At 58.6% G+C, this 15,789-nt stretch carries 17 protein-coding genes and 1 pseudogene; 9 read left to right on the forward strand and 9 right to left on the reverse strand.

Going from position 1 to position 15,789, the window contains the following annotated elements; all coding sequences use genetic code 11:
• Positions 1–101: 101 nt before the first annotated feature.
• Entirely contained in the window at positions 102–1,595 is a 1,494-nt protein-coding gene (locus K5E40_RS11820) for an aldehyde dehydrogenase (protein ID WP_221730885.1), read from the reverse strand.
• Between the two features lie 237 nt (positions 1,596–1,832).
• On the opposite strand from K5E40_RS11820, the gene K5E40_RS11825 reads away from it, so the two are divergent.
• Positions 1,833–2,195, forward strand: coding sequence for a cupin domain-containing protein (locus K5E40_RS11825; RefSeq protein WP_221730886.1), 363 nt, complete (start codon positions 1,833–1,835; stop codon positions 2,193–2,195).
• Between the two features lie 161 nt (positions 2,196–2,356).
• Entirely contained in the window at positions 2,357–2,566 is a 210-nt protein-coding gene (locus K5E40_RS11830; protein ID WP_221730887.1) for a hypothetical protein, read from the forward strand.
• Between the two features lie 74 nt (positions 2,567–2,640).
• Here the strand turns inward: K5E40_RS11830 and rpmG are convergent, their stop codons facing one another.
• From rpmG to K5E40_RS11845, 3 genes are all read right to left on the reverse strand, one after another.
• Positions 2,641–2,796, reverse strand: coding sequence for a 50S ribosomal protein L33 (gene rpmG, locus K5E40_RS11835; RefSeq protein WP_016772554.1), 156 nt, complete (start codon positions 2,794–2,796; stop codon positions 2,641–2,643).
• 11 nt (positions 2,797–2,807) lie between these two features.
• Positions 2,808–3,041 carry a 50S ribosomal protein L28 gene (gene rpmB, locus K5E40_RS11840; protein WP_007920377.1) on the reverse strand — a complete coding sequence of 78 codons (234 nt, stop codon included), beginning with the start codon at positions 3,039–3,041 and terminating at the stop codon, positions 2,808–2,810.
• Positions 3,042–3,232: 191 nt separating this feature from the next.
• On the reverse strand, positions 3,233–3,409 hold the full coding sequence (locus K5E40_RS11845) for a hypothetical protein (RefSeq protein ID WP_221730888.1): 177 nt from the start codon (positions 3,407–3,409) through the stop codon (positions 3,233–3,235).
• Positions 3,410–3,489: 80 nt separating this feature from the next.
• On the opposite strand from K5E40_RS11845, the gene K5E40_RS11850 reads away from it, so the two are divergent.
• On the forward strand, positions 3,490–5,076 hold the full coding sequence (locus tag K5E40_RS11850; protein WP_221730889.1) for an ABC transporter substrate-binding protein: 1,587 nt from the start codon (positions 3,490–3,492) through the stop codon (positions 5,074–5,076).
• A gap of 137 nt (positions 5,077–5,213) precedes the next feature.
• Here K5E40_RS11850 and radC read toward each other — a convergent pair whose 3' ends face one another.
• A complete protein-coding gene (gene radC / locus K5E40_RS11855) occupies positions 5,214–5,888 on the reverse strand; it encodes a RadC family protein (protein WP_221730890.1) in 675 nt (224 codons plus the stop codon).
• 135 nt (positions 5,889–6,023) lie between these two features.
• Here radC and coaBC point away from each other — a divergent pair, with 135 nt between their 5' ends.
• From coaBC to argB, 4 genes and pseudogenes are all read left to right on the forward strand, one after another.
• The gene (gene coaBC, locus K5E40_RS11860) at positions 6,024–7,232 is read left to right on the forward strand and encodes a bifunctional phosphopantothenoylcysteine decarboxylase/phosphopantothenate--cysteine ligase CoaBC (protein ID WP_221730891.1); all 1,209 of its coding nucleotides are present in this window, start codon (positions 6,024–6,026) and stop codon (positions 7,230–7,232) included.
• A gap of 5 nt (positions 7,233–7,237) precedes the next feature.
• Entirely contained in the window at positions 7,238–7,693 is a 456-nt protein-coding gene (dut, locus tag K5E40_RS11865; RefSeq protein ID WP_221730892.1) for a dUTP diphosphatase, read from the forward strand.
• Between the two features lie 240 nt (positions 7,694–7,933).
• Positions 7,934–9,337 (forward strand): annotated as a pseudogene (locus K5E40_RS11870) (phosphomannomutase/phosphoglucomutase); the annotation flags it as partial.
• Between the two features lie 17 nt (positions 9,338–9,354).
• The gene (gene argB / locus K5E40_RS11875) at positions 9,355–10,260 is read left to right on the forward strand and encodes an acetylglutamate kinase (RefSeq protein ID WP_221730894.1); all 906 of its coding nucleotides are present in this window, start codon (positions 9,355–9,357) and stop codon (positions 10,258–10,260) included.
• 70 nt (positions 10,261–10,330) lie between these two features.
• Here argB and pyrE read toward each other — a convergent pair whose 3' ends face one another.
• A complete protein-coding gene (gene pyrE / locus K5E40_RS11880; RefSeq protein ID WP_221730895.1) occupies positions 10,331–10,975 on the reverse strand; it encodes an orotate phosphoribosyltransferase in 645 nt (214 codons plus the stop codon).
• 82 nt (positions 10,976–11,057) lie between these two features.
• On the opposite strand from pyrE, the gene K5E40_RS11885 reads away from it, so the two are divergent.
• Positions 11,058–11,837 carry an exodeoxyribonuclease III gene (locus K5E40_RS11885; protein ID WP_007920349.1) on the forward strand — a complete coding sequence of 260 codons (780 nt, stop codon included), beginning with the start codon at positions 11,058–11,060 and terminating at the stop codon, positions 11,835–11,837.
• An 80-nt stretch (positions 11,838–11,917) separates the two neighbouring features.
• On the opposite strand, the gene gltS is transcribed toward K5E40_RS11885, so the two are convergent.
• The 3 genes from gltS to rph form a co-directional block, all read right to left on the reverse strand.
• Positions 11,918–13,126: a sodium/glutamate symporter gene (gene gltS, locus K5E40_RS11890; RefSeq protein WP_221730896.1), complete on the reverse strand. Its 1,209-nt coding sequence runs from the start codon at positions 13,124–13,126 to the stop codon at positions 11,918–11,920.
• A 403-nt stretch (positions 13,127–13,529) separates the two neighbouring features.
• Positions 13,530–13,898: a DUF4870 domain-containing protein gene (locus tag K5E40_RS11895; RefSeq protein ID WP_221730897.1), complete on the reverse strand. Its 369-nt coding sequence runs from the start codon at positions 13,896–13,898 to the stop codon at positions 13,530–13,532.
• Positions 13,899–13,926: 28 nt separating this feature from the next.
• Positions 13,927–14,649, reverse strand: coding sequence for a ribonuclease PH (gene rph, locus K5E40_RS11900; protein ID WP_095187917.1), 723 nt, complete (start codon positions 14,647–14,649; stop codon positions 13,927–13,929).
• Between the two features lie 270 nt (positions 14,650–14,919).
• Between rph and K5E40_RS11905 the strand changes: the two genes are divergently transcribed.
• Positions 14,920–15,783 (forward strand): YicC/YloC family endoribonuclease, encoded by an 864-nt coding sequence (locus tag K5E40_RS11905; protein ID WP_221730898.1) that lies wholly within the window; start codon positions 14,920–14,922, stop codon positions 15,781–15,783.
• Positions 15,784–15,789 lie beyond the last annotated feature (6 nt).

Here is a 15,789-nt window from a genome sequence, read left to right on the forward strand (position 1 = left end):
GCAGATGTGCTGACTGATACACCGCTTTCGCGAGCAAGCCCGCTCCCACAGGGATCCGCGCTTCGTCAGAGAGCCCGGGACAACCGGGCTCCCTCAAGGGTTTACAGCTTGATCCAGGTCGACTTCAGCTCGGTGTACTTGTCGAACGCGTGCAGCGATTTGTCGCGGCCGTTGCCCGACTGCTTGAAGCCACCGAACGGTGCGGTCATGTCGCCGCCGTCGTACTGATTGACCCACACGCTACCGGCACGCAACGCCTTGGCGGTCAGGTGCGCCTTGGAGATGTCCTGCGTCCACACCGCAGCAGCCAGGCCGTACGGCGTGTCGTTGGCAATCTGGATCGCCTCTTCAGCGGTATCGAACGCGATGACCGACAGCACCGGGCCGAAGATCTCTTCCTGAGCGATCTTCATTGCATTGCTCACACCGTCGAAAATCGTTGGCTCAACGTAGGTCCCACCGGTTTCCTGCAGGATGCGCTTGCCACCCGCGACCAGTTTGGCACCGTCGGTATGGCCGGACTCGATGTACGACAGCACAGTATTCATCTGCTGGGTATCCACCAGCGCGCCGACGTTCGTCGACGGATCCAGCGGGTTGCCTGGCTTCCAGGCTTTGAGCGCCTCAATCACCATCGGCAGGAATTTGTCCTTGATCGAACGCTCGACCAACAGACGCGAACCGGCGGTGCAGACTTCGCCCTGGTTGAAGGCAATCGCGCTGGCGGCGGATTCGGCGGCGGCTTGCAGATCCGGGGCATCGGCGAAGACGATATTCGGGCTCTTGCCACCGGCCTCCAGCCAAACACGCTTCATGTTCGATTCGCCGGAATAGATCATCAGTTGCTTGGCGATCTTGGTCGACCCGGTGAACACCAGCGTATCGACGTCGTTGTGCAGAGCCAGCGCCTTGCCAACGGTGTGGCCGTAGCCCGGCAGCACGTTGAGCACGCCTTTCGGGATACCGGCCTCAACAGCCAGTGCCGCAATGCGGATGGCGGTCAGCGGGGATTTTTCCGACGGTTTGAGGATCACCGAGTTACCCGTCGACAGCGCCGGGCCGAGCTTCCAACAGGCCATCATCAGCGGGAAGTTCCACGGCACGATGGCGCCCACCACGCCCACTGGCTCGCGGGTTACCAGACCCAGTTGATCGTGCGGGGTCGCCGCGACTTCGTCGTAAATCTTGTCGATCGCTTCACCGCTCCAACTCAGCGCTTGCGCCGCGCCCGGAACGTCGATGTACAGCGAATCACTGATCGGCTTGCCCATATCGAGGGTTTCGAGCAGGGCCAGTTCTTCGGCGTGCTGTTTCAGCAGGCCGGCGAAGCGGATCATGGTGGCTTTGCGCTTGGTCGGCGCCAGGCGCGACCAAGCGCCGGAATTGAAAGTGGCGCGGGCGTTTTCCACGGCGCGCTGGGCATCGGCGGCGTCACAGCTGGCAATCTTGCCCAGCAGACGGCCATCGACCGGGCTGATGCACTCGAAGGTCTCGCCGGAGACGGCGTCGGTGTATTCGCCATTGAGGTAGGCGCGGCCTTCGATCTTCAGGTCGCGGGCGCGTTGTTCCCAGTCGGCACGAGTCAGGGTGGTCATTTAAGTGTCCTCCTCTTGTTCAATACGAACGCCGCACGATCATCGCCAGCGTCCTCAGGAATTCTGCCCGGCCAGCCTGCATTTCGGCCCAAGGCACCCGCCACCCTAAACCAGCGGCCGGGTTTGTTTCAATATATTTGACATAAGCGCGCTATACGGCCTTGCGGTGTTCAATTTAATAAACATAGACTTTGGCCCATTCCAGCCAACGCGCCGTCATCACGGGAGAAAACAACAATGAGCATCCAGAACGTCGTCGACATCAGCCTGACAACCAGCGAAGCCGAACGCTATCGCCCGGACCCAGCCAAAGTGCTCAAAGGGGATCCCGAGCAAGCGGTGTTCAATCAATACGACAGCCCTTGTGGACAAATGAACGTTGGCGTGTGGGAAGGCGCGGTAGGCCAGTGGACAGTGAATTACACAGAGCATGAATACTGCGAAATCTTGCAGGGCGTTTCGGTGCTGCGTGACAGCGACGGCAATGCCAAGACTCTGCGTATGGGCGACCGTTTCGTGATTCCGGCGGGTTTCAGTGGCACTTGGGAAGTGCTGGAAGCCTGCCGCAAGATCTATGTGATCTTCGAACAGAAGGCGTGATCTGACACAGAAGGTGACGAGACCGGTAGGACTTGGACAGGAGCTTTGAGAGAAGCTTCGCGAAGGCGCCAACTTTCAACGTCAAAGCCCATAACGACACAGCCAGTGCCGACAGGATTGACGCAAGGCGCCCTTCTCTCAAATGAACGCAAGGAGGCTTCATGCCCAACGACTGCAACCTCAGCAACGCCAATTTCTTCCTCGGCGATACCGCCACCCCTGACAACCTGTTGGCCGCATGCAACGCTGCCGGGGCAAAAAAATATCGCCTTGAGGTACCGGACGGCATGTACAACCTGCGCACTGATCCAGATCGCATCCGCGTACTGGTGAATGAACGCAATGAAATCATCGAGATCATCTGCGGCTGATCGGTCATTTCCAGGCAACAAAAAAGGCCCGCATCGTGAGATACGGGCCTTTTTTGTAAGTCGGGAAAAATCAATTACTTGATTTTGCCTTCCTTGTACATCACGTGCTTGCGAACAACCGGATCATATTTCTTGATCTCGATTTTGTCCGGGGTAGTACGCTTGTTCTTGTCGGTAGTGTAGAAGTGACCAGTACCGGCGCTCGAGATCAAACGAATCAATTCACGCATGATTAGCTCCCTTAAATCTTGCCATCGCGGCGAAGTTCGGCGAGCACGACAGTGATGCCACGCTTGTCGATGATACGCATGCCTTTGGCAGATACGCGCAGACGCACAAAACGTTTCTCTTCTTCAACCCAGAAGCGGTGATGCTGCAGGTTCGGCAGGAAACGACGACGGGTTTTGTTGTTTGCGTGGGAAATGTTATTCCCAGTCACCGGACCCTTACCGGTAACTTGACATACTCTCGACATGCCTCAGCCCTCTAAAACCACATGCCCAACCCGGCATGGGTTGGCCGCTTAATCTCTCAGTCATTTGGCGCCAGGCGCCGCGTTTCTTTAGAGGTCTTACCGGCTACACCTACAGTGAAGGAACCGGGCCCCTAGAAAAGAGCGCTGCTTTATACCAGAAAGACCGGGAAGCAACAACAATCGGTGTGCAATCAATCGGTAAAAAGGCGCTTTTTCAGGCTGCGAACGCTTTGGATAAAGGCCGGCATCGATTTTGACCGCTCGTCGCAGAAAAACGTCTGCGCGGGCGTTTCGGACTTTTTACGAAGCCACGCAGTCTGAAAAACGGATAGCACTGTGCCCTGAAAATGCAAAATGGGGATAGTCATTTGTAATCCAGACCTCTAGGGTAGGCCTTTTCCAGACTGCACTTGCAGATGGGCCTTCGATCTGTAAAAGGAAACCGACCATGCGCCTCGCTGCCCTACCCCTGCTGCTCGCACCGCTCCTGCTGAGCCCTCTGGCCCAGGCCGCCGCGCTGAGCGTTTGCACCGAGGCCAGCCCTGAAGGGTTCGACGTGGTGCAGTACAACTCACTGACCACCACCAACGCCTCGGCCGACGTACTGATGAACCGCTTGGTGGACTTCGACACGGCCAGCGGCAAAGTCGTCCCGAGCCTGGCCGACAGCTGGGAAGTCAGTACCGATGGCCTGACTTATGTGTTCAAGCTACACCCGCAGGTGAAGTTTCATACGACCGATTACTTCAAGCCGACCCGCGAACTGACAGCAGAAGACGTCAAATTCAGCTTTGACCGCATGCTCGACCCTGCCAATCCGTGGCACAAAGTCGCCCAGAGTGGCTTTCCGCATGCTCAGTCGATGCAGTTGCCAGCGCTGATCAAGAAAATCGACGCACTGGATCCGCTGACCGTGCGTTTTACCCTCGATCACCCGGACTCGACCTTTCTGGCAACCCTGAGCATGGGTTTCGCCTCGATTTATTCCGCCGAATATGCTGAAAAATTGCTAAAGGCCAACGCGACGGAAAAGCTCAACAGCCAACCGATCGGCACCGGCCCGTTCGTGTTCGCCCGTTTCCAGAAAGACGCCTCGATCCGCTACAAGGCCAACCCGGATTATTTCGCTGGCAAGCCATCGGTTGATCCACTGATCTTCGCCATCACCCCGGACGCCAACGTGCGCCTGCAAAAACTGCGGCGCAACGAGTGCCAGATCGCTTTGTCGCCGAAGCCATTGGACGTGCAGGCAGCGCTGAAAGAGCCGACGCTGAAAGTCGAAAAGACTGACGCGTTCATGACTGCTTTCGTTGGCATCAACAGCCAACATCCACCACTGGACAAGCCGCAAGTGCGCCAGGCAATCAATCTTGCCTTCGATAAGGCCAACTACATCAAAGCCGTGTTCGAAGACACCGCCGAAGCGGCTAACGGCCCTTATCCGCCGAACACCTGGAGCTATGCGAAAAACCTGCCGGGGTATCCTTACGACGTGGCGAAAGCCAAGGATCTGATGGCCAAGTCAGGCTTGAAGGACGGCTTCCAGACCACCATCTGGACGCGTCCGTCCGGCAGCCTGCTCAACCCCAACCCAAGCCTCGGCGCGCAGATGTTGCAATCGGACCTGGCGGAAATCGGCATTCAGGCGGAAATCCGCGTGATCGAATGGGGCGAATTGATTCGCCGCGCCAAGGCCGGCGAGCATGACTTGCTGTTCATGGGCTGGGCTGGCGACAACGGCGACCCGGACAACTTCCTCACGCCGCAGTTTTCCTGCGCGGCGGTCAAATCTGGTACCAACTTCGCCCGCTACTGCAATGCCGATCTGGACAAGCTGATCAGCGCGGGCAAGACCACCAGCGAGCAAGGCGTGCGCAGCAAGCTCTACGAGCAGGCACAGGCGCAGATCCAGCAGCAGGCGCTATGGCTGCCGCTGGCGCACCCGACGGCCTTCGCGTTGACGCGCAAGGATGTCCAGGGCTACGCCGTCAGCCCGTTTGGACGGCAGGACTACTCCAAGGTCACGCTCAAGTAACCTGACACAGCACATCCCCCACCGTGGGAGCGGGCTTGCTCGCGAAGGGGTCGGTTCAGCCAACACGTTTATTGACTGACCCACCGCCTTCGCGAGCAAACCCGCTCCCACAGGGGGTTTGCATCGCCCCGCCAGATTTACATCCAGCCACTCTCCGCCATCGACAACGGCTCCCCGTCGCCGACGATGAAGTGATCCAGCACCCGCACATCAATCAGCTCCAGCGCCTTTTGCAAGCGCTTGGTCAGCAGCCGATCCGCCTGACTGGGATCAGAGTTTCCTGACGGGTGGTTGTGGCACAGGATCACGGCCGCAGCATTGTTTGCAAGGGCCCGTTTCACCACTTCCCGGGGATGCACGCTGGTGTTGTCGATCGAGCCGCGAAACAGCGCCTCAAATGTCAGCACTTGATGTTTGGAGTCGAGAAACAGACAACCAAACACTTCGTGAGGCTCGTGGCGCAGCATGGATTTCAGGTAATCACGAACGATTTGAGGGTTTTCCAGCGCCGGTTTCTGCCGTGATCGCTCGGCCAGATGACGCTTGCTCATTTCTTGAGCCGCTTGCAACTGAGCAAACTTCGCTGGCCCCAGGCCCAATTGTTTGCTGAATGCGTCCTGATCGGCCTCAAGCAGCAAACGCAGGCTGCCGAACCGAGTCAACAGTTGTCGTGCCAGATCCACCGCGCTTACTCCGGGCAATCCGGTCCGCAGGAAAATAGCCAACAACTCAGCGTCCGAAAGACTCGCCGCACCGTGTTCCAACAACCTTTCCCGCGGCCGTTCCGCCGCAGGCCAATCACGAATACTCATAGCACTTCCCTGTCTGTGGGCGCCGCTGTTCCGTAGCGGTCGCTGTGATATCGTAGCCCATCTTTTTTGCGGGCGAATTCACCCTGGGGAGGGGGTTTCGCCACGTATGTCACCCACGATATGAAAGGCAGACCTATGCAGCGGCTGTATCGGAAACGCATCGTTCTGGGCGTCGGCGGCGGTATCGCGGCCTACAAGAGCGCTGATCTGGTTCGTCGCCTGATCGACCAGGGCGCCGAAGTGCGCGTGGTCATGACCCACGGCGGCGCCGAGTTCATCACCCCGCTGACCATGCAAGCCTTGTCCGGGCACCCGGTTCATCTGGATTTGCTCGACCCGGCCGCCGAAGCGGCGATGGGCCACATCGAGCTGGCGAAATGGGCTGATCTGGTGTTGATCGCCCCGGCCACCGCCGACCTGATCGCGCGCCTGGCTCAAGGTATTGCCAATGATTTGCTGACCACTTTGGTGCTGGCCACCGACGCTGTCGTGGCTGTCGCTCCGGCAATGAATCAAGCGATGTGGCGCGACCCGGCGACCCAAGCCAACCTGCAACGGCTGGAGAGCCGTGGCCTGAAGACTTTCGGCCCGGCCTCCGGAAGCCAGGCCTGCGGCGATGTCGGCATGGGCCGCATGATGGAAGCCACCGATCTGGCCCAATGCGCGGCGGACTGCTTCGAGCGCCAGGCGCTGACCGGCAAACATGTGGTGATCACCGCCGGTCCGACTCAGGAAAACATCGACCCGGTGCGCTACATCACCAACCACAGCTCCGGAAAAATGGGCTTTGCCCTGGCCGAAGCGGCGGTGGAAGCCGGCGCCCGTGTCACGCTGATCAGCGGCCCGGTGCATCTGCCGACCCCGGATCGCGTCACGCGCATCGACGTGGTCAGCGCCCGCGACATGCTCGCCGCGTGCGAATCGGCCATCCCGTGCGATGTGTTCATCGCCTCGGCAGCGGTAGCGGACTACCGTCCGGAAGTCGTCGCCCCGCAAAAACTCAAGAAAGATCCTACGAGCGGTGACGGCTTCGTCCTGCAAATGGTGCGTAACCCGGATATCCTCGCCACCATCGCGACCCGTCCCGACCGTCCGTTCAGTGTCGGCTTCGCCGCCGAGACCGAACACCTGCTCGACTACGCTGCACGCAAGCTGAAGGACAAGAATCTCGATCTGATCGTCGCCAACGACGTCGCCAACCCGAGCATCGGTTTCAACAGCGAAGAAAACGCCTGCAGCGTGATTGACCGTGAGCTGCACGCCACGGTTTTCGCCCAGACCAGCAAGAGCAAGATCGCTCGCCAACTGGTCACTTTTATCGCCGAACGTCTGAACCAGGTTTAATTTACATGCACGCTTTGCAAGCCAAGATCCTCGACCCACGCATCGGTACCGAATTCCCGCTGCCGCAATACGCCACCCCGGGCTCCGCCGGCCTCGACCTGCGCGCCATGCTGGAACAGGACATCGTGATCAAACCGGGTGAAACCGTGCTGATCCCTACCGGTCTGTCGGTTTACATCGGCGACCCGAACCTCGCCGCCCTGATCCTGCCGCGCTCGGGAATGGGCCACAAACACGGCATTGTGCTGGGCAACCTCGTTGGCTTGATCGACTCCGATTACCAGGGTCCGCTGATGGTGTCCTGCTGGAACCGTGGCCAGACCGACTTCACCATGACCGTCGGCGAACGTCTGGCGCAACTGGTGCTGGTGCCCGTGGTGCAGGCGCATTTCGAAATGGTTGAAGCGTTTGTCGAAACCGAGCGCGGCACTGGCGGTTTTGGCCACACCGGCACCCAATGATCCACGCAGGAGCTGTCGCCACCTTCGGCAGCTCCTGCAGAGGGGGAAATTTCAGGCCGATCATCTGAAAGGTTTAACACCGAAAATCAGGGTTTTGCCGGCGTAAAGCCACGCCAGACGAGGCGTCATGGCCCTTTCACACCACGAACTCTCTGTGAAAAACGCCGTCATACCCTTCAGTTTGAGCCTGCCGCCGAGTGAATCGTCGGTCTGTCCCGCCACTTTCGAGATGGAGCACTTCCGCAGATGAGCACCCCCGCCAAGCTTGCCCCACAGCTTCCCGACAGCATCTTTCGCGCCTATGACATTCGCGGCACCGTGCCGGAATTCCTCAATGCTGAAACCGCTTACTGGATCGGCCGTGCCATAGGTTCGCAGAGCCTTGCTCAGGGCGAGCCGAACGTCTCCGTCGGCCGCGACGGTCGGTTGTCCGGCCCGGAACTGGTGGCCGAACTGATCCGCGGCATCGCCGAAAGCGGCTGCCACGTCAGCGATGTTGGCCTGGTGCCAACCCCCGCGCTTTACTATGCCGCCAACGTCCTGGCCGGCAAATCCGGGGTGATGCTCACCGGCAGCCACAACCCGTCGAACTACAACGGCTTCAAGATCGTGATCGCCGGCGACACCCTCGCCAACGAACAGATCCAGGCCTTGCACGAACGCCTCAAGACCAACAATCTGAGCAGCGGTCCGGGTAGCGTCACCGAGGTCGAAATCCTCGACCGTTACAACACCGAAATCGTCCAGGACATCAAACTGGCCCGTCGCATGAAGGTCGTGGTCGACTGCGGCAACGGCGCGGCCGGCGTAATCGCTCCGCAACTGATCGAAGCGCTGAACTGCGAAGTCATCCCGCTGTTCTGTGAAGTCGACGGCAATTTCCCCAACCATCACCCGGATCCGGGCAAACCTGAGAACCTCGTCGACCTGATCGCCAAGGTCAAGGAAACCAACGCCGACATCGGTCTGGCCTTCGACGGCGACGGTGACCGTGTCGGCGTGGTGACCAACACCGGCAGCATCGTTTATCCCGATCGCTTGCTGATGCTGTTCGCCCGTGACGTGGTGGCACGCAACCCTGACGCGCAAATCATCTTCGACGTCAAATGCACCCGCCGCCTCGTACCGCTGATCAAGGAATACGGCGGTCGACCGCTCATGTGGAAGACTGGTCATTCGTTGATCAAAAAGAAAATGAAACAATCCGGCGCTCTATTGGCCGGTGAGATGAGTGGGCACATCTTCTTCAAGGAGCGCTGGTTCGGTTTCGATGACGGCATTTACAGCGCCGCACGGCTGCTGGAAATCCTCAGCAAGGAAAAATCCACCGCCGAAGAGCTGTTTGCGACCTTCCCGAACGATATTTCTACGCCTGAAATCAATATCCATGTGACCGAAGAGAGCAAATTCAGCATCATTGATGCTCTGCACGACGCACAGTGGGGCGCAGGCGCTGACCTGACCACCATCGACGGCGTGCGGGTCGATTACGCCAAAGGCTGGGGCCTGGTGCGCGCGTCCAACACCACACCGGTGCTGGTGCTGCGCTTCGAGGCCGATGACGAGGCTGAATTGCAGCGCATCAAAGATGTGTTCCACGCCCAACTGAAACGCGTTGCACCTGATCTCCAACTACCGTTCTGATCCACCCGGAGCCCTGAATGACCCTCGAACGCGAAGCCGCCGCCCACACCGCCCAGGTCCTGTCCGAAGCGCTGCCTTACATCCGACGTTATGTCGGCAAGACCCTGGTGATCAAATACGGCGGCAACGCGATGGAAAGCGAGGAGCTGAAAACCGGCTTTGCCCGCGACATCGTCTTGATGAAAGCCGTGGGCATCAACCCGGTGGTCGTGCACGGCGGCGGCCCGCAGATCGGTGATCTGCTCAAGCGCCTGTCGATCGAAAGCCATTTCGTCGATGGCATGCGCGTCACCGACGCCGCGACCATGGACGTGGTGGAAATGGTCCTCGGCGGCCAAGTCAACAAAAGCATCGTCAACCTGATCAACCGTCATGGCGGCAGCGCCATCGGCCTGACCGGTAAAGACGCCGGGCTGATTCGCGCGAAGAAGCTGACCGTCACCCGCCAGACCCCGGAGATGACCCAGCCGGAAATCATCGACATCGGTCAGGTGGGCGAAGTGGTCGGGATCAACACCGAACTGCTGAACCTGCTGGTCAAAGGCAACTTCATCCCGGTGATCGCACCAATCGGCGTGGGTGAAAACGGCGAGTCGTACAACATCAACGCAGATCTGGTGGCCGGCAAAGTCGCCGAAGCGCTGAAGGCCGAGAAACTGATGCTGCTGACCAACATCGCCGGCCTGATGGATAAGTCTGGCCAGGTATTGACCGGCCTGAGCACCCAACAGGTCGACGACCTGATCGCCGATGGCACCATCTACGGCGGCATGCTGCCGAAGATCCGCTGTGCACTGGAAGCGGTTCAGGGTGGCGTGGGCAGCTCGCTGATCATCGACGGTCGCGTACCGAACGCGATCCTGCTGGAAATCTTCACCGACACCGGTGTGGGTACGCTGATCAGCAATCGCAAGCGTCCGTAAGCAGTCGCGCAAACGAAAAGACCCCGCTCAGCCAGACTGAGCGGGGTCTTTTTTTGCCTGCTTTCAGCGATCAGACGCCGAACTGGGCGCGGTACGCTTCCACGGCTGGCAAATGCTGCTTGAGCTGCGGATCGTCAGCGAGGAACTCCAGCACTTGATTCAACGAAACAATGCTGATCACCGGAATGCCGAAATCGCGCTCCACTTCCTGGATTGCCGACAACTCACCGTTGCCACGCTCCTGACGGTTCAGGGCGATCAGCACGCCGGCGGCCTTGGCGCCGTCCTGGGAAGCGATGATCTGCATCACTTCGCGGATCGCGGTGCCAGCGGTGATCACGTCGTCGATGATCAGCACGTCGCCCGTCAGCGGAGCGCCGACCAGACTGCCGCCTTCGCCGTGGGCCTTGGCTTCTTTGCGGTTGAAGCACCATGGCAGGTCACGGTCGTGATGCTCGGCCAGTGCGACAGCAGTGGTCGCCGCCAGCGGGATGCCTTTGTAGGCGGGGCCAAACAAAACGCCGAAGGAAATACCGCTTTCGGCAATGGCTGCGGCATAGAAGCGCCCTAGCTGGGCCAAGGCCGAGCCCGTGTTGAACAGGCCGGCGTTGAAGAAGTAAGGACTGGTGCGCCCGGACTTCAGGGTGAACTCACCGAAGCGCAAAACGCCGCGATCGATGGCAAAACGAATGAAATCGCGCTGATACGCTTGCATGAAAAAAACCCCAAATACCACGGATTTAGCTAATTAGCTTGACGCCGTGTATCATACACGCACGCGATTTTTGGGGCCATTTATGCGGATCATCAGTGTGAACGTCAATGGTATTCAGGCTGCAGTCGAGCGTGGTTTGCTCAGTTGGCTGCAAGCACAGAATGCCGACGTCATCTGCCTGCAGGACACCCGTGCCTCCGCCTTTGAACTGGATGACCCAGCCTTCCAACTGGATGGCTACTTCCTTTATGCCTGCGATGCTGAAGTCCCTGCCCAAGGTGGCGTGGCTTTGTATTCGCGGTTGCAACCGAAGGCTGTCATCAGCGGTCTCGGTTTCGAGACGGCCGACCGCTACGGGCGCTACCTGCAAGCAGATTTCGACAAAGTCAGTATTGCCACCTTGCTGCTTCCTTCGGGGATGAACGGCGATGAGGACTTGAACCAGAAGTTCAAGCTCATGGACGACTTCGGCAAGTACCTGGACAAACAGCGGCGCAAACGTCGCGAGTACATTTATTGTGGCTCGCTGTATGTTGCGCAGCAGAAGCTAGACATCAAGAACTGGCGCGACAGCCAGCAATCCCCGGGCTTCCTGGCGCCAGAACGCGCCTGGATGGACGAGATTGTCGGCAACATGGGCTATGTCGATGCCCTGCGTGAAGTCAGCCGTGAAGGCGACCAGTACAGCTGGTGGCCGGACAACGAACAGGCCGAGATGCTGAATCTGGGATGGCGCTTCGATTACCAGATCCTGACCCCAGGCCTACGGCGCTTTGTGCGCAGTGCACGCCTGCCGCGTCAGCCACGGTTCTCGCAGCATGCGCCGCTGATCGTCGACTACGATTGGACGCTGACCATCTAAGCGTCGATTCACAGTTGAAAAAATGCCCGTATCGCAAGATACGGGCATTTTTTATGTCTCGGATTCAAGCAGTCCGAACCTCAGACCACAGCAAAAAACGGCAGGACCAGGTACAACTTGATCACGATGACATTGATGATGTCGATGAAGAACGCTCCCACCATGGGCACCACCAAAAACGCTATCTGCGACGGTCCGTAGCGCTGCGTTACCGCCTGCATGTTGGCAATGGCCGTTGGCGTCGCACCGAGACCAAAACCGCAATGCCCTGACGCCAGCACGGCCGCATCGTAATTGCTGCCCATCATTCGGAACGTTACGAAAATCGCAAATAGCGCCATGACCAAGGCCTGCATCGCCAAGATGATGAAGATCGGCAACGCCAGCGCCGCCAGATCCCATAGTTTGAGCGACATCAGGGCAATAGCCAAAAACAGCGACAGGCTGACATTGCCCAGCACCGAGACCTCACGCTCGAATACCTGATACAGGCCCAGCGCCGAAAGCCCATTGCGCAAAACCACACCCACGAACAGGACACAAACAAACGTCGGCAACTCGAACGCTGTCCCCTGCAACCAGCCATTCAACAGATTGCCAGCCAAAAGACTGACCGCGATCAGCGCGAGCGTTTCGATAAATGAAAACGGCGTAATCGAGCGCTCCTTGTTTGGCTGCTCAAAGCCTTTGGGCAGCCGAGGCGCGTCCTGACTTTTGCAACCGGGCACTTGCACACGCTTGATCAGCAGACGAGCAACCGGGCCTCCAATCAAACCACCCAGCACCAAGCCAAAGGTCGCAGCGGCAATCGCCAACTCCGAGGCGGAAGCCAGACCGTACTTCTCACTGAATACCGTTCCCCACGCGGCGCCAGTACCGTGACCGCCCGCCAGGGTGATGGAACCTGTCAGCAGGCCCATCAGCGGATCGAGTCCGAGCATTGTGGCCATTGCGATTCCCATGGCGTTCTGCACGACCAGAAGCCCGGCAACCGCGAGTAGAAATATCGCAACGACGCGACCGCCCCTCTTCAGGCTGGCGAAATCCGCACTCAGGCCAATGGTGGCGAAAAACGCCAGCATCAAGGGCGTTTGCAGCGAAGTGTCGAAGCGCACTTCAATATCAAGCGTGCGCATTAACAGAAGCGCCAAGGCAACTACCAGGCCACCGGCTACGGGTTCGGGAATATTGTAGTTGCGCAAAAAACCAACACGAGTAACAAGTCCGCGCCCCAGTAGCAACACTAAAGAGGCGGCCACGAGCGTTCCATAAAAATCGAGCTGAATCATTGGGATTATTCTTGGCTATATATTCAGAGGCGAACTTTTTACCTGGGCACGCCTATTGAATCGGCTGATTTTCTCAACACTGATTGCTTTTGATTCAAGGACCTTCGATGGCTTGAATATATCGAAATATTTCTAACGAAATATGACGTGCAGCAACTTTAACAATCGGCCAGTCTTATTGCCAAGTACATGAACGACACTGAACCATTGCAGTTGTGACTAAAAGTGTAGAAACGATAGTTATATATAAACCCACACTACCGCTGATCGCAGCCAGATTTTTCCTACACATCAAAGACGTTAATTCAGTTGCAAAAATACAACTGCCCTGACAAGTCAGGGCAGTTGTTTTAACGCATTGCGAACATCATCGGCCGCTCACACGAGGGGAGCGCATTGATCGTTATTTGATCAATCGCCAAGTGAACGGATAGCGGTACGGGAAGCCCTCATTGGCCTTCACGCCCCCAATGATCGTCAGTACCAGCGCACCAATGGCCAACAAACCAAACAGGAAGAAGCCGATCACCAGCAACATCAGCAACAGGCAGATCGCCGAGGCAATCGCGACGGTAATCTGGAAATTAAGCGCTTCCTTGCCTTGGGCATCGATGAACGGATCCGTCTCGCGCTTCATCTGCCACAAGATCAGCGGCCCAATCAGGCTCCCAAACGGAATCCAGAACCCCAGCAAGGCGGACAAGTGACAAAACATTGCCCATTGACGAACCTCCTGGCTTGGCTTGGGCAGCAACTCTTGCTCATCACTCATCGCGTTCTCCTTGCGGCTTCGAACCTGCTCAGTCGGCCAGTGCAGCCTTTTGCAGTTCGAAGATTTCGTTCATGCCTTTCTTGGCCAGTTCCAGCATGGCGTTAAGGTCTTCAGGCTGGAACGGCGCGCCTTCAGCCGTACCTTGCACTTCGATGAAGCCACCGGAACTGGTCATCACCACATTGAGGTCAGTCTCGGCCGCGGAATCTTCAAGATAGTCCAGATCCAGCACTGGCTCGCCCTGATACATGCCCACAGACACAGCGCCGATCATCTGCTTGAGCGGATCGCCGCCCTTCAGGCCGCCACGCTTCTTGATCACTTTCAGTGCGTCGACCAGCGCAACCATGGCGCCCGTGATGGAAGCAGTACGGGTACCGCCGTCAGCCTGGATCACGTCGCAGTCGACGTACAGCGTCACGTCGCCCAGCTTGGACATGTCCAGCGCAGCGCGCAGTGAACGGCCGATCAGGCGCTGGATTTCCAGTGTGCGGCCGCCCTGCTTGCCACGGCTGGCTTCACGCTGATTACGCTCGCCAGTGGCGCGAGGCAGCATGCCGTACTCAGCGGTCAACCAGCCCTGGCCCTGGCCTTTGAGGAAACGCGGCACGCCATTTTCGACGCTGACGGTGCAGATGACTTTGGTATCACCGAATTCGACCAGTACGGATCCCTCGGCGTGTTTGGTGTAGTTGCGGGTAATGCGGATCGAGCGGAGCTGATCGGCAGCGCGACCACTTGGACGTTTCATAGGAGATACCTGTACTGGGGACGGAAAACTGCCGAGCATTATAGAGCGGTGCACCGCCACTGGGCACGGGTTAAAAAATCGGGCCGACGACCGAAGGCCCTGAAACACGCATTACCGACGGGCTGCAGCCCTTTGTCACACCGTGTGTTTGGGCGCCTTCGCCGCACTGCGCTACAATCCTGCGCCTTTGCTGCCAGTCGGCTTAAATTCATTGATATCGCGCCTGCGGAGCTCACGTTCCGCGCCGATCTGCATTGCGAGGTCACCGCCATGGTGCACAGCATGACCGCCTTCGCCCGCGTCGAAAAAGCCGGCGTCCAGGGGACCCTGAGCTGGGAGTTGCGCTCGGTCAACAGCCGCTATCTGGAACCGCACCTGCGTTTGCCTGAGTCCTTTCGCGACCTCGAAGGCGCCGTGCGTGAGGCGCTGCGTCAAGGCCTGTCGCGGGGCAAACTGGAATGCACTCTGCGCTTCACCGAAGAAAGCACCGGCAAACCGCTGCAAGTCGATCGCGAACGCGCCGCGCAACTGGTCGCCGCCGCCGAAACCGTGGCGGGCCTGATCAAGAACCCTGCCGCACTGAACCCTTTGGAAGTGCTGGCCTGGCCTGGCGTTCTGGTTGCTGACGCGACGGATCCGCAAGCCCTGAATGCCGACGCGCTGGCGCTGTTCAATCAAGGCTTGAAAGAGCTCAAGGCCGGCCGCGAGCGTGAAGGCGCGGAACTGGCGCGACTGATCAACGAGCGCCTGACGTCCATCGAAGAGGACGTCGTGACCCTGCGCGAACTCGTGCCGCAGATGCTTGCCACCCAGCGCCAGAAGGTCCTTGATCGCTTCAGCGACATGAAAGCCGAGATGGATCCGCAGCGTCTCGAACAGGAAATGGTCATGCTCGCGCAAAAAAGCGACGTGGCCGAAGAACTGGATCGCCTGAGCACTCACATCATCGAAGTTCGCCGGGTCCTCAAGTCCGGCGGGGCGGCCGGGCGTCGCCTGGACTTCCTGATGCAGGAACTCAACCGCGAAGCCAACACACTGGGCTCCAAGGCCTTCGACCCGCGCAGCACCCAAGCCGCCGTCAACCTCAAGGTGTTGATCGAGCAGATGCGCGAACAAGTGCAGAATATTGAGTAAGGCTAC

The organism is Pseudomonas baetica, assembly GCF_019733355.1.
Lineage (GTDB): Bacteria > Pseudomonadota > Gammaproteobacteria > Pseudomonadales > Pseudomonadaceae > Aquipseudomonas > Aquipseudomonas baetica_A.

Excerpts from the sequence above, each read along its gene's own strand:
- K5E40_RS11845 (WP_221730888.1), bottom strand. The coding sequence starts at position 3,409 with ATGACTATCCCCATTTTGCATTTTCAGGGCACAGTGCTATCCGTTTTT.
- K5E40_RS11895 (WP_221730897.1), bottom strand. The coding sequence starts at position 13,898 with ATGAGTGATGAGCAAGAGTTGCTGCCCAAGCCAAGCCAGGAGGTTCGT.
- rpmB (WP_007920377.1), bottom strand. The coding sequence starts at position 3,041 with ATGTCGAGAGTATGTCAAGTTACCGGTAAGGGTCCGGTGACTGGGAAT.
- rph (WP_095187917.1), bottom strand. The coding sequence starts at position 14,649 with ATGAAACGTCCAAGTGGTCGCGCTGCCGATCAGCTCCGCTCGATCCGC.
- K5E40_RS11850 (WP_221730889.1), top strand. The coding sequence starts at position 3,490 with ATGCGCCTCGCTGCCCTACCCCTGCTGCTCGCACCGCTCCTGCTGAGC.
- pyrE (WP_221730895.1), bottom strand. The coding sequence starts at position 10,975 with ATGCAAGCGTATCAGCGCGATTTCATTCGTTTTGCCATCGATCGCGGC.
- dut (WP_221730892.1), top strand. The coding sequence starts at position 7,238 with ATGCACGCTTTGCAAGCCAAGATCCTCGACCCACGCATCGGTACCGAA.
- K5E40_RS11830 (WP_221730887.1), top strand. The coding sequence starts at position 2,357 with ATGCCCAACGACTGCAACCTCAGCAACGCCAATTTCTTCCTCGGCGAT.
- rpmG (WP_016772554.1), bottom strand. The coding sequence starts at position 2,796 with ATGCGTGAATTGATTCGTTTGATCTCGAGCGCCGGTACTGGTCACTTC.
- radC (WP_221730890.1), bottom strand. The coding sequence starts at position 5,888 with ATGAGTATTCGTGATTGGCCTGCGGCGGAACGGCCGCGGGAAAGGTTG.
- gltS (WP_221730896.1), bottom strand. The coding sequence starts at position 13,126 with ATGATTCAGCTCGATTTTTATGGAACGCTCGTGGCCGCCTCTTTAGTG.
- coaBC (WP_221730891.1), top strand. The coding sequence starts at position 6,024 with ATGCAGCGGCTGTATCGGAAACGCATCGTTCTGGGCGTCGGCGGCGGT.
- K5E40_RS11820 (WP_221730885.1), bottom strand. The coding sequence starts at position 1,595 with ATGACCACCCTGACTCGTGCCGACTGGGAACAACGCGCCCGCGACCTG.
- K5E40_RS11825 (WP_221730886.1), top strand. The coding sequence starts at position 1,833 with ATGAGCATCCAGAACGTCGTCGACATCAGCCTGACAACCAGCGAAGCC.
- argB (WP_221730894.1), top strand. The coding sequence starts at position 9,355 with ATGACCCTCGAACGCGAAGCCGCCGCCCACACCGCCCAGGTCCTGTCC.
- K5E40_RS11885 (WP_007920349.1), top strand. The coding sequence starts at position 11,058 with ATGCGGATCATCAGTGTGAACGTCAATGGTATTCAGGCTGCAGTCGAG.
- K5E40_RS11905 (WP_221730898.1), top strand. The coding sequence starts at position 14,920 with ATGGTGCACAGCATGACCGCCTTCGCCCGCGTCGAAAAAGCCGGCGTC.